9 protein-coding genes are annotated in these 14,931 nt (G+C 55.3%); 6 read left to right on the top strand and 3 right to left on the bottom strand.

What is annotated here, in order from left to right:
- The first annotated feature begins 13 nt into the window (after positions 1–13).
- Complete coding sequence (locus LQZ21_RS07930; RefSeq protein WP_411043745.1) at positions 14–3,235, top strand: autotransporter outer membrane beta-barrel domain-containing protein; 3,222 nt, start codon at positions 14–16, stop codon at positions 3,233–3,235.
- Positions 3,236–3,305: 70 nt separating this feature from the next.
- Here LQZ21_RS07930 and mnmE read toward each other — a convergent pair whose 3' ends face one another.
- Together mnmE and LQZ21_RS07920 are read right to left on the bottom strand one after the other, a co-directional pair.
- Positions 3,306–4,772, bottom strand: coding sequence for a tRNA uridine-5-carboxymethylaminomethyl(34) synthesis GTPase MnmE (gene mnmE, locus LQZ21_RS07925; protein WP_411043744.1), 1,467 nt, complete (start codon positions 4,770–4,772; stop codon positions 3,306–3,308).
- A 218-nt stretch (positions 4,773–4,990) separates the two neighbouring features.
- Positions 4,991–6,484: a transglutaminase domain-containing protein gene (locus LQZ21_RS07920; protein WP_411043743.1), complete on the bottom strand. Its 1,494-nt coding sequence runs from the start codon at positions 6,482–6,484 to the stop codon at positions 4,991–4,993.
- Positions 6,485–7,123: 639 nt separating this feature from the next.
- On the opposite strand from LQZ21_RS07920, the gene LQZ21_RS07915 reads away from it, so the two are divergent.
- From LQZ21_RS07915 to LQZ21_RS07905, 3 genes are all read left to right on the top strand, one after another.
- The gene (locus LQZ21_RS07915) at positions 7,124–8,302 is read left to right on the top strand and encodes a pyridoxal phosphate-dependent aminotransferase (RefSeq protein WP_411043742.1); all 1,179 of its coding nucleotides are present in this window, start codon (positions 7,124–7,126) and stop codon (positions 8,300–8,302) included.
- Positions 8,303–8,593: 291 nt separating this feature from the next.
- Positions 8,594–9,868, top strand: a complete 1,275-nt coding sequence (pepT, locus tag LQZ21_RS07910; RefSeq protein ID WP_411043741.1) for a peptidase T — start codon at positions 8,594–8,596, stop codon at positions 9,866–9,868.
- An 84-nt stretch (positions 9,869–9,952) separates the two neighbouring features.
- Positions 9,953–10,399, top strand: a complete 447-nt coding sequence (locus LQZ21_RS07905; protein ID WP_411043740.1) for a PTS sugar transporter subunit IIA — start codon at positions 9,953–9,955, stop codon at positions 10,397–10,399.
- 74 nt (positions 10,400–10,473) lie between these two features.
- Here LQZ21_RS07905 and LQZ21_RS07900 read toward each other — a convergent pair whose 3' ends face one another.
- Entirely contained in the window at positions 10,474–11,658 is a 1,185-nt protein-coding gene (locus tag LQZ21_RS07900; RefSeq protein ID WP_411043739.1) for a hypothetical protein, read from the bottom strand.
- Between the two features lie 192 nt (positions 11,659–11,850).
- Between LQZ21_RS07900 and LQZ21_RS07895 the strand changes: the two genes are divergently transcribed.
- Both LQZ21_RS07895 and LQZ21_RS07890 read left to right on the top strand, forming a co-directional pair.
- On the top strand, positions 11,851–13,746 hold the full coding sequence (locus tag LQZ21_RS07895; RefSeq protein WP_411043738.1) for a glycoside hydrolase family 5 protein: 1,896 nt from the start codon (positions 11,851–11,853) through the stop codon (positions 13,744–13,746).
- Positions 13,747–13,899: 153 nt separating this feature from the next.
- Complete coding sequence (locus LQZ21_RS07890) at positions 13,900–14,901, top strand: aldo/keto reductase (protein ID WP_411043737.1); 1,002 nt, start codon at positions 13,900–13,902, stop codon at positions 14,899–14,901.
- Positions 14,902–14,931 lie beyond the last annotated feature (30 nt).

The following is a 14,931-nucleotide window of genomic DNA, read 5'->3' as shown; positions in this document are numbered from 1 at the left end:
AAGGAGCAAGAGGATGAAAGGATTTACGGCATTGGTGATTTTTTACCCTATAGCACTATTGATCGCCGGGTGTGCCGTTCCCCTGGGGGAAGATTATTTGATCACCAGGGATGGGACCGCCGATATTACTTATGTAACCGACTATAAGCTCCAAAACTATGTTCCCATTCCGAAGACAGGGGAGCGGCCGGTAATACTCGTCAATAACCGGGGGGACCTGGATATCAGTGTGGTATGGAAAAACAGCGCCGGTAAAGTACCCTTGCCCTTTGAGATCTTCGCGGCCGATACGGTGTATCAGGCGGAGATAAGACTCACCGCCAAACCGGGCTACAGTTTTTACCCCACCCCATTCGTTTATCCCGCAGGTAAGATAGATACCCAGATCGACGATCTGGGGGATACCCTCCGGACCGTTACGGTTACTTATCATAACTCCGACGACGCGGATATCACCTTTATCACCGACTATAACCTGCAAAGTTATATCCCGGTTCCCATGGCCGGGGAGAGACCGGTACGGGCCGTCAATACCCGGGTAGACATGACGGTGGAGGTGACATGGAAAGCGGAACAGTCTCCGGATTCCGGTACTTTCGTCAATATAGCTGCTCCGGACGCCTTTATCTTCAAGTTGGGCGCTGTATACCAGGCGGATATAAGCCTGGCGGCAAAACCGGGTTACCGTTTTTCTGCGGGGAAGCCCTTTATTTATCCCGATGGTACGGTAATAACCCCCCATGGTTCCGATACCGACCCCGATCTCAGGCTTATGACCGTTACCTATACGGCGACCAGGACTCCCACGAAAATAAACGACTTCGACCTGACCCCCTATATACCCAAGCCAATAAAGGGGGTGATGGCGGTTATATCCTTTGCCGGTTCCCAGTATACCGGCACGGTGATCTGGAAAAACACCGAAACCCAGGCTGTTTTGGCTGGTCCCTTTCAATCAGATACGGAATATACGGCGGAGGTAACCTTGACTCCCGCTTTGGGTTATACCTTTACCGAGATCGGGCACAATGTCTTCACCCATACGGGCGCAAAAATAATTACCGGCCTTTCGAATGATAACCTGGTACGGATCAACTTTTCACCGGCCGTAAACGCCGGTTCCCTGGTGGTATACGATACCATTCTGACCGGCCGCATACCTAAACCGGTGGTCGGTGTCACCCCGGTTACGGGTATCGCCGGTCCCCAATACGCCGGAACCGTGACCTGGGTGCCGCCCCACAGTCCCTTTCAATCCGGCACCAGTTATACGGCGGTGCTTACCTTGAATGCCGCTCCCGGTTATACCTTTGCCGGGATAGGGCAAAACATATTTTCCCACCGGGATGCCCCCGGCGCGGTTACCAATGCGGCGGGGAGCGGTACGGTACGGATTAATTTTTCCGATGCCGCCGCTTCCGCCTTCCGGACCACTAGCTTCGGCCCGGTTGAAACCGAGGGCAGCGCCCTATGGGTGATGAAAGAAAGAAAAGACGACATTTATACGCTATCCATCGATCTCTCCGCTGGTTCAGAGGACATAGCAAAAAACGTCACCCTTATAGCGGGTAATAACAGTCCCGGCAATGTTACTATCAACGGCCTCGACAGGACCCTGCGGGTGGTGTCTCCGGGTACGCTTTTTACCGTGGGCGCCGGCGTTACCCTGACCTTGCAAAATATTACCCTGCAGGGCTATAACGCCAACACTGCCCCCCTTGTTACCGTACTGGCTGGGGGAAAACTAATCCTTGAAGAGGGGGTGACGCTTATGGGTAATCAAACGACCTCGGAGGCCGGTGGGGTATTGGTCAAGGGCGGAGAACTTAATTTGAATCCGGGATCGGTGATCAAAAAAATGACGGCCCAACTCGGCGGCGGCGTGCTTCTCGACAATGGGAGATTGATTTTGAAAGGTGGGACCGTAGGCGGGGAAAATTCCGGTGATGGTAATACGGCTGTCGGCGAGTATTCCGGCGGCGGCCTATTTGTCCGGTCCGGCGTAGTTAGTATGTATGGGGGGACCATACAATTCAATAGGGCGGAAGCCAAAAACAGCGCCGGCGGGGTGCATGTCAGTGGGGGGACCTTCAACCAATACGGCGGGACCATACGGGAAAATACGGCGGAGGAAATCAGCTCAGGCGGCGGTGTATATTTCGGCAGCGGAAATTTCACCATGAACAATACGGCCGCGCTTATCAATAATAATTGGGCAGAAAAAGCCGATTCCGGCGGCGGCGTATATATGGAGGGAGGATACTTCGTCATGAACTTTGGGACCATAAAGGAAAATACGGCGGAGGAAATCAACTCAGGCGGCGGCATATATGTCGGCAATGGAAATTTCACCATGAACAATACGGCCGCGCTTATCACTAGTAATACAGCCAAAAAAGCCGGTTCCGGCGGCGGTATGTATACTGGTGGAAGTGTCGATATAAACGCCGGGACCATAGCGGACAATGATGCATATGGTGAAAACTCAGGCGGTGGTTTATATGTCGCTAATGGGGGAGCCGGTATTTATGCCGGGATCATAAAAGAAAATACAGCCCATGCGTCTGGTTCCGGGGGGGGTATATATATTACCAATGGTGGGACGTGCTACGTTGAAGACGGGAATATAACGCGCAATAGCGCGTCGTATTCCGGCGCTGTCCCTGACTCCGATTCAGGCGGCGCCGTGTATATTGCCCAGGGGACCTATCCCTATTATGGGGGCACGTTTGCTATGTACGGCGGTACCATAGGCGGGGCGGCCCGGGAGGATGCCAATACCGCAGTGATCGGCGCCAATGGGGTGTATGTTGCCGTTGGAAGATTTAACTTGCATGGCGGGGAAATAAGGAATACCGTTGGTACTAACGACTATGGGGTATATGTTAAGGACAGCACCTTTGGCGCTTTCTCAATGGGGACATCGGCGGCGGTACATCAAGACAACAAGGTGTTTTTGTGTACCGACGCGACGATTACCATTGTGGAGTCCTTGAGCTCTTCGACGTCGGTGGCAAATATCATTTGCGGTACTCGCCCTGTGTCCTACATCCAGTCCGGTGACCAGGCAACGAAGTTTCTAAGCTGTTCCACTAGTACTCCGGATTATATCCATACAAACAAACGCCTTTTTCTGTATAACGATAACCCTGTCGAAATTACTGACGGTATAGAAGGAACAGGGGCAGAGGGTAGTTATTGTTATGGGTACTATAATGAACCTCCCACGCCCTAAAGGGCACGGTAATTCATTTGCCGGCGCATGGTGTATCCGAAACCGGCCGCGGTCTTGAGCCGCCGGAGCTTCACTTGCCCACGCAAAAGCGGCTGAACATGGCCTCCAGGATATCCGCGGTGGAGACTTCGCCGGTGATCTCCCCCAGGGCGTTGACCCCCTCCCGGAGCAGGGGGGCGATCAGGTCCAGGGGTTGGGCGCGGTCCGCCAGAGCCAGGGCGCCGGTCAGGTTTTCTATGGCCCGGTCGATAAGCTCTTTTTGCCGGGCCGATCCCAGCCCCGCCGAGGGGGTTTCCCCGGCAGCCCCGCCGAAACGGGCCTCCAGCGCGGCGGTAACGGCCTGGATCAGGGGGGGGATCCCTTCCCCGGTTTTCGCGCTGATCCCGATGGTTTGCGCGGCCCCCTCCGCGGCGAGCAGATCCGGCAGAAAGGCCGGCAGGGGAGCGGCGTCGATCTTGTTCCACAGGGCTATCACCGGAAGGCCCGGTACCCCGGAACCGGCGGGGGAAACCGCCTGCTCCCGGTAAAAGGCCCGGTCTTCTTCGGTAAAACCCCGGGCCCCGTCGATAAGGTGGAGGACGAGGTCCGCCCCGGCCAAAAGCTCCCGGCTCCGCGCTACGCCGATCTTTTCCACGGGGTCTGTGGCGGAGTGGAGCCCGGCGGTATCGGTGAGGCGTATGGGGATACCCCCCAGGGAAACCCAGGCTTCGAGCCAATCCCGGGTGGTGCCGGGGATATCCGTAACAATGGCCCGGTCTTCCTTGAGTAAACGGTTGAAAAGGCTTGACTTTCCCGCATTGGGCCGCCCGGCAATAACCACCAGGGCGCCGTCCCGGTAGAGCTTTTCCATGCCGTAGGAATCGGCCAGGGCCCGGAGCCGGGTCAGGGCTTCCTCGGCCAGGGCCCGGTCAGGGAGCCGCCCGGCGGCTTCGTCACCCAGGGCCGGGTCCGGCCCGGTAAACTCATCCTCGGAATAATCCAGGTAAATTTCGGTTCCCGCCAGCACCCGGACCAGGAGGGTCTTGATGCCCCGGATCTCCTCCTCCAGGGCCCCGGAAAGCCGGTTTACCGCGTGTGCCCGGGAACGGTCTGTTTTGGCAAAAACCAGCTCCATCACCGATTCCGCCCGGGTCAGGTCGAGTTTTCCGTTCATAAAGGCCCGGAAGCTGAATTCCCCGGGCAGGGCGTCCCGGAATCCCGCGTTCCGAAGGCTCGATAAAACCGCCTTGACCGTACCGATCCCTCCATGGCAGCTTATATCGGCCCCCTCCTCCCCGGTAAAACTCCGGGCCCCCCGGTACACCGAGACCAGGACCTCGTCGATTTTTGCATCCTCCCCTTTCCGGGGATCCAGGATCCACCCGTAAACCACGGAATTCCCCGGCGCCTCCCGCAGGGCCCGGGGCCGGGAAAAAACCGAGGCCGCCAGGTCCACCGCGCCCTTCCCCGAGGTTCTGATAAGCGCCAGGGCGCTCTCGCCCAGGGGGGTCGCGGCGGCAAGGATGGGCCGGTCATCGCCGTAAACAGGAGTATCCATAGGCAAAATATACCGGGCCCGGCCTTTAGTGGCTAGTAGGCCGTCCACAATTCTCAGTTTCAACAAAGGACAGAAATAACCACGAACCGCACAAACCTCACGAACAAAGGGGAGAATTCAGGTATTAATTCCAGGATATCAAAGTAAAAGTTCGTGTTTTTCGTGTGGTTCGTGGTGAGAATTCTTTTTAATTTGGTGACTGCCACCTTGGAACCGGCTTACTTAACCTCGTAGGTAACCAATCCTTCATAGCGGCCCCGGGGATTGTTGGCGGCTCCGATCATTATCTCCTTTGTGTTTGAAGGAATTTCCGCTTCAATAAAAAAGTTTCCCGCTTCGTCTTTTTCAAGGGGTATGATGTTCCGGTTGTACAAAAGGGCAATAATTTCTTTGCCCTCTGCCCTGATTTTGAATTCATACGTTTGGTTTTTTACGAGGGGCATCTCCAGGGGACTTATGATTGAAATACCAGGCCCAAAGGATGTATATTGGGTGGGATACCTTACCCCGCTGGCCGCGGTCGAGATTACCCCGAATTCCGCGCATGATTCGGCGGCCCGGGCGGATTCTTTTTTTATAAAAAACCTGACCATATAATTTTCCGCCGCGGGAAAGGAAAGATAAGCCCGGTAAAGATCGCCTTCTTTTTGAACAAAAGAACGGTGCTCTAATTTTTTGTTTCCGGTTTCGTCATAGACTTCGACGCTTGGGGTAAATCCATCCTTAAGGGAAAACTCCAGTTCTGTCTTTCCCGCTGCCCGGAGTACTTTTGCAAAATCTCCGGCTTCAGCGGAAAAGATTTCAAAATATTTTGGACGGCAAAAGGGAAGCCGCGAAAAAGCAACCGGAGACAGGGGCTTTTCAAGAAGCTGCTGCCGGGGATCTTCCGGAAAATGATTGTAGATAAAATATTCAGGTTTTAAAAAAAGATAATCCGTGGTATAGTCCGCCTGAAAACTGCTGCCCCGCAGATTCCCCGCATCCCAAGTACAGTCGATCAAGTATCCCGCATTTTCAATAAAAACGATGTTCCATGCGTGGTTTGAATCAGCGGGGTTTTCATCGATAAAGGGTGAAGAACCCACCCCTCGTCCATATCCGTGAACCACCTCAGCGTCGACCCCCAGCTCATCACAAAACTTTTTAAACACATTCGAGTACCCCTCACACACCGCCAGCTTGCTTTTCAGCACACTCTCGTAATCCTGCGGAGGATTACGGTTTGCCAGGAAGGAAGCCGCATCGTACCGTATGGTCAGGGCCACGAGGTCATGGGCCTTTTTTACCTTATCAAAGGGATCCTTTGAATTTTTGCTGATATAAGCCGCCGCCTGCCGTACATATTCGGCCGGGTCCTTTGAGCGGAGGGATTCAATCTGCTGGGGTAGCCGTCTAACCTGGGGATCCGCCGTATCGTTCCGGTAGGCGTAGGCGGCTTCATAGGACGCAGGTCTTGGGTAAGTCCGGGTCTGCCGCGCCGAAACCGAAGCCAGAACCGGCAAACGATCCGGGACGGCCGGGCCGGTGGTTTTGCCAGAGTTCCTGGCCTTTGGCGGTGTTTTCTCCACCGGGGCACCGGTATTTTCCGCTCCTTGATCGGCGGAGGGTCCTATAAGGGTGGTGAAAAAATCATCAATTACCCCGGTACCTGTCGCACAGGCCGACAGGAAAACACATACCGCCGTAACAGCGGGAATTATCAGGCGTTTCATACGAGATCATCCCCCAAAAAATGATATAAGCCCTGCCCGGAACCCGGACCTTGCAGAAAAATGCGATACCGCCGCAAGTTATATCGGTGAAATTGAAATTGGCCGTAAATTTCCCTCCATCGAGATGATCGAAAAAATCGCCGGCGCCCTGTAGATTGAGGCCCACCAGCTTTTTATAGACGAAAGGGACAAAAATGCCCATGAATCCCTGGATTATCTTTAAGATATTGGAGACCATTCAGCTGGACCGAATGGGAAGTCTGAAAATCAGATGAACGCAGTCGACGTTCCTGCTTCTGGCATTAATATTATCACCTTGTAGGAGAAAATGTCAAGAAAAAAATCCGCACTTACAAAAGAGAAAGAGAATTCGACCGCGAAGTAGACCGTTGCGCGGTCAATTACATGAGAATAAGGGAATTAAGAGCGGAGCGAGGAATTTTCCTAACCCCTAACTTTTCTTCCTCCTAACTCTTAATTCTTCTCCTTTCCTTTTTCGCCTTATGCGCCTTCGTGGTTAAATTTCTTTAGGTATTTCTAGCCTGAAAATGAATGGTTTTGTCCCGGTATTACCGGCCCGCCTTGACCCGTGAACCATAATTTAGTAGGGTTGCATAGAGTTCATAAAAAGGATGGATTATGCGGTTTCTGAGTGAGCGGACGAGGGATTTTACCGATTCGGTTATCCGGCGGATGACCAGAATTTCCCAGCAATACGACGCGCTGAACCTTTCCCAGGGGTTTCCCGATTTTGATCCCCCCCGGGAGCTTACGGATCGTTTGGCGGAAATAGCCCTCCGGGGGCCCCACCAATATTCCATTACCTGGGGGGCCCGGAATTTCCGGGAGGCCCTGGCGGAAAAACAGTCCCGCGTTATGGGGCGTACCATAGACCCGGAAACGGAGATCGTGGTTACCTGCGGCAGTACCGAGGCGATGATGGCGGCCATGATGACCGTAGCAAATCCCGGGGACAAGGTCGTTGTTTTTTCCCCGTTTTACGAAAACTACGGCGCCGACGCCATCCTTTCCGGGGCGGAACCCCTCTACGTGGCCCTGCGGCCCCCGGAGTTCCGTTTTGATCCCGGGGAGCTGGAGGATGCCTTCCGGCAAAGGCCCAAGGCGCTGATCCTCTGTAACCCCTCCAACCCCTGTGGGCGGGTATTCACCGGGGAAGAATTGGGGATTATCGCAGAGTTGGCCAAAAAATACGATGCCTATATTATTACCGACGAGGTGTACGAGCATATTGTGTACGCCCCCCACCGGCACCACTATATTTCCTCCCTGCCGGGTATGGCGGAACGGACCCTGTCTTGCAGTTCTCTGTCTAAAACCTATTCCATCACCGGCTGGCGGCTGGGGTATATCATTGCCCCGGCCCCGGTCATCGAAGTAGCCCGGAAGGTCCACGATTTTCTTACCGTGGGGGCCGCCGCGCCCCTGCAGGAAGCGGCCATTGCCGGCCTGCGCATGGGCCCGGAGTATTACCGGACCCTGCTTGAGACCTATACGGAAAAGCGGGATATTTTTGTCCGGGGCTTGAGCAGTCTGGGAATCCCCCACAATATCCCCGAGGGCGCCTATTATATTCTGCTGGACATTTCCGAATACGGCTATGAAAGCGACCTGCTCTTCTGCGAAGACCTGGCCCGTAAAGTCGGCGTGGGCGCTGTTCCGGGGTCCAGCTTCTTCCGGGAACCGGTTAACCACCTGATCCGCTTCCATTTTGCGAAAAAAAACGACACCCTCTACGAAGCCCTGAACCGGCTGGAAAAGATGCGGGAACGGATGAGCCGTTATACGCAAAGAATTTAACCACGAACTACACGAACACCACGAACGAAGAGGAAGAGACGGGAAGAGAATTCGACCACAAAGGCGCAGAAGGCGAATAAGGAAGAAAGAAAGGAAGGAAGGAAGGAAGAATTATTAAGAGAGGAGTTAGGAGAGAGAAGTGAGGAAGACTGGGCCTGTCATATTTTGAGGGTTTTCCTTAACTCCTAATTCCTCCCTTTTTCGCCTTATGCGCCTTCGTGGTGAATTTCTTACATTGTTCCTGGTTATTTCTCTCTTTTGTTCCTGTCTCCGTTGTGTTATACTAATTCCATGGAACATACGGCAAACTGCATAGAAGATACCCTTATCGCCGATCTGGTGGTTCCCCGCTTCTTAAACTATGTCCGCTGCTGGACCACCAGTGATCGTCATGTGGAGGCAACCCCTTCCACGCCGGGCCAGTGGGATTTGGCCCGGATGCTGGCGGAGGAGCTCCGGGGCCTGGGGCTTACGGAGGTGGAACTGACCGATCATTGTTATGTGCTTGCCCGGGTTCCGGCAAGCCCCGGAAAGGAAGGGGCGGCGGCAGCGGCGTTTATGGCCCACCTGGATACCGCGGAAGATGTGCCCGGCAGGGATGTCCAGGCCCGGCTGGTAAAAAATTACGACGGCAGGCGGATAGAACTCTCAGGCGGCCTGGCCCTGGACCCGGCGGAGGATCCTGATTTGGCCGCCCACCAGGGGCGGGACTTCATCCACACCGACGGAACCACCCTGCTGGGGGCGGACGATAAGGCCGGCATCGCGGAAATTATGGGGGCCCTGGAATACCTCCTGGCCCATCCTGAGCTGAAACACGGCCCGGTGGAGCTGGTCTTCTCCCCGGACGAGGAAACCGGCAAGGGGCTTCCGGACTTCCCCCGGGAATGGCTTACCTCCGCGGCCTGTTACACCCTGGACGGCGGCCGCCTGGGGGAACTGGAGCTTGAGTGTTTTAACGCTTATGAAGCGGATATCCACTGCACGGGCAAGGCCATCCACCCCGGATATGCCCGGGGGATCATGGCCAACGCCACCATCATGGCGGCGGCTTTTGCGATGATGCTCCCCCGGTCGGAGAGCCCCGAGGCTACCGACGGGTATTACGGTTACTATAACCTTATGGAAATTAAGGGAGACGCGGAAACAGCGGCCCTCACCGTGTATATCCGGGATTTTGAGCGGGCCGGAGCAGACCGGCGGATCGCGGCCCTGGAGTGTTTTGCCCGGGCTGTGGAGGCCCAGTTTCCCGGGGGAACGGTCCGCCTTACCATAAAGCCCCAGTATTACAATATGAAAGAGAAGATCCTGGAGCAGCCCCTGGTTATGGAAATGCTGAAAAAAGCCGCTTCCAACCTGGGGATCGAATTTACGCTGAAACCTATCCGGGGCGGCACCGACGGGTCCCGGCTTACGGAGCTGGGGATACCCACCCCCAATATTTTTACCGGGGGGCGAAATTGGCACAGCCGCATGGAATGGGCCTCGGTTTCCGAAATGACCGCTGCCTGTAAGTTGATTATTGAACTTATCCGCCTCTGGGGAGCAGGGGGGCAGCCGGGGTAGGACCGGGAATACGGGAATTATACTAATTATACTAAAATTCGTTAAATCCTTGACTTTTCGCTAATTGAATTCTACACTTTATATATGAACCTCAAGACAGTGTTGACAAAAGATACGATAGTTCTTCATCTTAAAGGTACCAAGAAAGAAGATATCATCAATGAATTGCTGGATATCTTGGTAAGGGCCAACAAGATTCAGGACCGGGCGGCGGCCTTTTCCGCGGTAATGGAACGGGAGCAGAAGATGTCCACCGGTATGAAGCATGGGATAGCCATACCTCACGGGAAAAGTGTCACCATCCATGACTTGGTCGCATGTATTGGCATTTCCGACAATCCGATAGATTTCGATTCGTTAGATGGCGAACCATGCCGAATTTTTATTATGACCCTTTCGCCCCTCGAAAAAACCGGTCCCCATCTTCAATTTCTTGCGGAAATAAGCCTGCTTTTTAAGAGTTCGGAAAAACGAAACGATATCCTCAACGCCACCAGCCCGGAAGAGATATTACATATCCTTGCGGAATAATGAGGGGGGCGGCTGTTTCCTTTCGTTTTGAAACAGCCGCTGCAGACCGGCATGGGCCCCATGCCGGCTCCCGGTTACCGGAGGCGGCTCAGGGCGTCATTGGCCAGCCGCTTGACGGCGTCCGTCCAATTAAGGGAAAGGACCACATTTAGGGCGGGCCGTCCCTGGGGATTGCCCGCCGCACCCAGGGCGGAAATTAAGGCCCGGGTCATCTGCAGATCATCCGTTGATACGCTGTTACTCTGGAGTTTACCGTTCATAACCATAAGGAAGGATGAGAGCAGTCCCACCGCCTCGTCGGTGCCCAGGGAGGCTAGGGCCGCCACGGCATCGTATTTTTCCTGGGTATCTGTCCCCTGCCGGTATGAACGTTCCAACAGGGAATACACCGAGGCATCTTCGGTGCGGTAACGGTTAATCATACTTATCGCCAATTTACGGATATTGGTTAATATCGCCCGGAACTGGGCGGCGCCGGTCGGCAGCCGCCAGCCTTCTGTCAGGGCAGTCACCGCCACCGTAGCCTTGACCGTGGTGGAAGCCTGGCCAGCCTCCAGGCTCTGCAGGGCTTTGTACTTGTTTTCATAGGAATAGGAACTGCCCTGGATAATCGAGTTATAGGGCTCTGTCGGGTCCTGTGCGAGGACCGCCAAAGAAGCCTCGGCTTGTTTTTGTATCCTATCCGAATACCACCCCGTGGCAGCAAGATATACCGCCACCGCCGCTTCCTTTCGCTGTTCATCGGAAATGCCCTGGTAATTTTCAAGGGCGAGAATCGCCCCATAGGCAATCCGTTCCCCCCCCTCCCGGTCCGGGACCGGCCGCTCGTTCAGCTCCTGAAGGGTCTGGATTACATGGGGAAAATAGTTAACCGCCCCCACTTTACCCAGGGCCAGCAGGGCATCGGCCTTTACCAGGGGATTGGAAAAAACTTCCACCGTTCGCCACAAATTTCTCCCCGCAGCGGTATACTTTTTATCCCCCAGCACCCCCGCGAGAAACCGGGCAGTGGTATCGGCGGTGGACCGTTCCAGGGTAACCTGGGTGGCGGGATATTCCAAAAGCAGCCTGCCCAGGGCATTGACAAAAAACTCCTCGGAATCGCTTAAATTCGCCTTTTCCACCTGCTGCAGGATACTCAACTGATCGGAAATGGTTTCAGCGCCGTTATAAAGATACGTATAAGTTGCCAAATCCTGGGATACACCAAGGGCAACGACCATCATGCATAAAGAAATAATACAAAAAATACGTTTCATGGGCTGGTTCCTTTACCTATAATTATGGATAATGTACAAACTGTACCTGATCCAGATCGGACTGGTTCTATTGTATCACATAATTGATTCGTTGCGAAGGGTACATACCCAAGAACCTGCTCACGTGGGGGAGCCTTGGGGCGGGGTTGTTGATTTGAAATAGCTCGGTTTTGAAAACGACAAGGAGATCCTATGCATATCGCCGGAAACCGCATCACCGATGATCAGGGGAGGACCCTGTTACTCAGGGGTTGTAACCTGGGGGGGAGTTCTAAATACCCCCTGCATCCGGACGGCCAAAGCTGGCGATCCGAATCCCTCGCAAATCCTTCGGGGGTATCCTTTGTCGGCCGGCCCTTTCCCGAGGAAGAGGCCCCGGCCCATTTTGACCGGCTCCGGCGCTGGGGCCTTACCTTTATTCGGTTTATCATAACCTGGGAAGCCCTGGAGCATGAAGGGCCGGGGATCTACGACGAGGCATATCTGGCCTACCTGCGGAAAATTTTGCTCATCGCGGAGCAAAAGGGGATCTCCGTTTTTATGGATCCCCACCAGGATGTCTGGAGCCGCTGGACCGGCGGAGACGGCGCCCCGGCCTGGACCATGGAAAAATTGGGCGTTAACCTGGACCATCTGGATGCCGTGGGCGCGGCCTTGACCCAGCAAAATTACCATCGCTTCAACCACGGCCCCTATCCCCGAATGATATGGCCCGTTAATTATAACCGTTATGCCGCGGCAACCATGTTTACCCTGTTTTTCGCGGGAAATACCTATGCGCCGGGGGTCAAAGTAGCGGGAGAACCGGTCCAGGATTGGCTTCAGGAACGATATTTCGCCGCCCTGCGGCACTGCTACCGGCGTTTAAAGCATTGTAAAGCCATCGAGGGCTGGGGAACCATGAACGAGCCCCATCAGGGGTTTATCGGCTACCGCGACTGCGGGGGCCTGGAAAACTGCGTGACCAAAGCCGGCCCCATGCCCAGCCCCTTTGCCGCCATGTCCGCCGCTTCGGGCCACCCGGTCCGGGTACCGGTCTATACCATGGACCTTATGGGGATACGGGTCAAGGGGCACCAGACCCTCAACCCCGAAGGCCTGTCCCTGTTTACCGAAGGGTTTACCTGTCCGTGGAAGCAGGCCGGGGTCTGGACCGACGAGGGGGGGGAGCCCCGGCTCCTCAGGAAGGACCATTTTGCCTTTTATCAGGGCAGGCCGGCGTTGTTTGCCGAGGATTTTCTTAAACCCTTCATGAACCGCCTCATAAACCGGCTGCGGGAAGTACAGGAGAAAACGATCTTTTTTGTTGAGGGGGTTCCCACCGGGGAGCAGCCCACCTGGAAAGCAGAGGACCCTTCGACGGTGGTCCATGGTTTTCACTGGTATGACGGCATTACCCTCTATACCAAATCGTTCCGCCCCTGGTTTACCCTGCGGCTTGATACCGGGAAACCCCTGTGGGGCCGGAAAAACGTAGCCGCCTATTTTTCGGAACAACTGGGCCGGGGGGTCAACTGGACCCGGGATCACATGGAAAATATCCCCTGTCTTTTGGGAGAATTCGGGCTTCCCTTTGATATGAACCACCAACGGGCCTTTAAAACCCGGAACTACCGCTCCCACGAGGATGCCCTCTCCATGTATTACGATGCCATCGACGCCCATCTGCTCCATTCCACCATCTGGAATTACACCGCGGATAATACCCACGAATGGGGGGACGGCTGGAACAATGAGGATCTTTCCATCTATCACCATGGGGAGGGCCGGGCCATGGAGGGCTGGCTGCGGCCGTATCCCCTGGCCACCGCGGGGATCCCCCGCTTTTTAAGCTGGGACCGGAAAAAGCGGCTCCTCATCTACCGTTTTATGGCGGATGCCGCTATTTCCGCCCCCACGGAGATCTATATCCCCCGGGAGTACTTCGGCAGCAAGCCCGAAATAACAGCCGCTACCTCCCGCATCGGGGTCGAAGAGCCGATACAGACCGAATATCACGCCGAGGCGCGGCGGCTCCTCGTCTTCCACGGAGCTTACGGGGGAGAGGTGGAGATACGGGTCCGGGGAGATACGGCCCGCCCTTCCTGAAAAAGTTCCGGCGGGGACCAGCGGCTTTTGAAACAGCCCCTCCCCATCTTTTAATTTGGAACCACCAGGGGTTATACTGGGATTAAGCGGGGCCCGCCGGAAACCCAGGGGGGTTTCGGGGGTTCCCCAGCGTCTGTTTAGGGAGGAAAAGTTATGGGTAATGGATTTGTTCCCAAGCGGGTCCTTTACAACGGGGACGAGATCCCCGGTATCGGCATGGGGACCTTTGGTTCTGACCGGTACTCCCCGGCGGAAGTTGCCGCGGCGGTAGCCGGCGCCATCCGGGGGGGCTATCGTTTGTTCGACTGTGCGGCGGTTTACGGTAACGAAGACCTCATCGGCACGGTTTTTGAAGAGGCTATCAATTCCGGGGTGGTAAAGCGGGAAGAACTCTTCATCTTCTCCAAGGTATGGAATGACCAGCACGGCCGGGGAGAGGTCCTGTTATCCCTGGCAAAAACCCTTCGGGATCTGCGGCTGGATTACCTGGATGCCTTTTTTGTCCACTGGCCCTTTCCCAATTATCACGCTCCGGGCTGTGACGGCGATGCCCGGAACCCCAATTCGGTCCCCTTTTCAACGGACCGGTTTATGGCGACCTGGCGGCAGATGGAACGGCTGGTAGATATGAAGCTGGTCCGCAGCATCGGCATGTCCAACATGACCGTCCCGAAACTGGAGGCGATACTCCCCCTGTGCCGGATTAAGCCTGCGGTCCTGGAGTTGGAGCTGCACCCCTGCTTCCAACAGCCCCGGTTGTTCGACTACTGTGTTGCCCAGGGGATCCAGCCCATAGCATACTGTCCCCTGGGTTCACCGAACCGGCCGGAACGGGACAAAACCCCGGAGGACCTGGTTGACATGGAACAGCCGGAGGTTTTGGCGGCTGCCAAAGCCCACGGCATCCACCCCTCGGCGGTTTGCCTGAAATGGTCCATCCAGCGGGGGGCTATCCCCATCCCCTTCTCGGTTCACGAAAAAAACTACCTGGCCAATCTCCGCGCAGCCCGGGAGGATCCCTTAACCGGCGAGGAAATGGCGGCCCTGGCAAAAACCGACAAAAACTGCCGCCTGATTAAAGGCCAGGTGTTCCTCTGGCCCGGCGCCCGGAGCTGGGAAGACCTCTGGGATCCGGAAGGGTATATTTCCTCATAGGGAACTGTTCAAAAATAACTTGCCCAAAAG

Source organism: Treponema sp. TIM-1, assembly GCF_046533115.1.
In the GTDB taxonomy this organism is placed as follows: Bacteria; Spirochaetota; Spirochaetia; order Treponematales; family Breznakiellaceae; genus JAIRMO01.
Note: the sequence above shows the minus strand (reverse complement) of the source record. Positions and strands in the feature narration are given on the sequence as shown.

Bases quoted from the DNA above. Each gene is read 5' to 3' on its own strand.
- LQZ21_RS07930 (WP_411043745.1), top strand. From the start codon at position 14: ATGAAAGGATTTACGGCATTGGTGATTTTTTACCCTATAGCACTATTG.
- mnmE (WP_411043744.1), bottom strand. From the start codon at position 4,772: ATGGATACTCCTGTTTACGGCGATGACCGGCCCATCCTTGCCGCCGCG.
- LQZ21_RS07920 (WP_411043743.1), bottom strand. From the start codon at position 6,484: ATGAAACGCCTGATAATTCCCGCTGTTACGGCGGTATGTGTTTTCCTG.
- LQZ21_RS07915 (WP_411043742.1), top strand. From the start codon at position 7,124: ATGCGGTTTCTGAGTGAGCGGACGAGGGATTTTACCGATTCGGTTATC.
- pepT (WP_411043741.1), top strand. From the start codon at position 8,594: ATGGAACATACGGCAAACTGCATAGAAGATACCCTTATCGCCGATCTG.
- LQZ21_RS07905 (WP_411043740.1), top strand. From the start codon at position 9,953: ATGAACCTCAAGACAGTGTTGACAAAAGATACGATAGTTCTTCATCTT.
- LQZ21_RS07900 (WP_411043739.1), bottom strand. From the start codon at position 11,658: ATGAAACGTATTTTTTGTATTATTTCTTTATGCATGATGGTCGTTGCC.
- LQZ21_RS07895 (WP_411043738.1), top strand. From the start codon at position 11,851: ATGCATATCGCCGGAAACCGCATCACCGATGATCAGGGGAGGACCCTG.
- LQZ21_RS07890 (WP_411043737.1), top strand. From the start codon at position 13,900: ATGGGTAATGGATTTGTTCCCAAGCGGGTCCTTTACAACGGGGACGAG.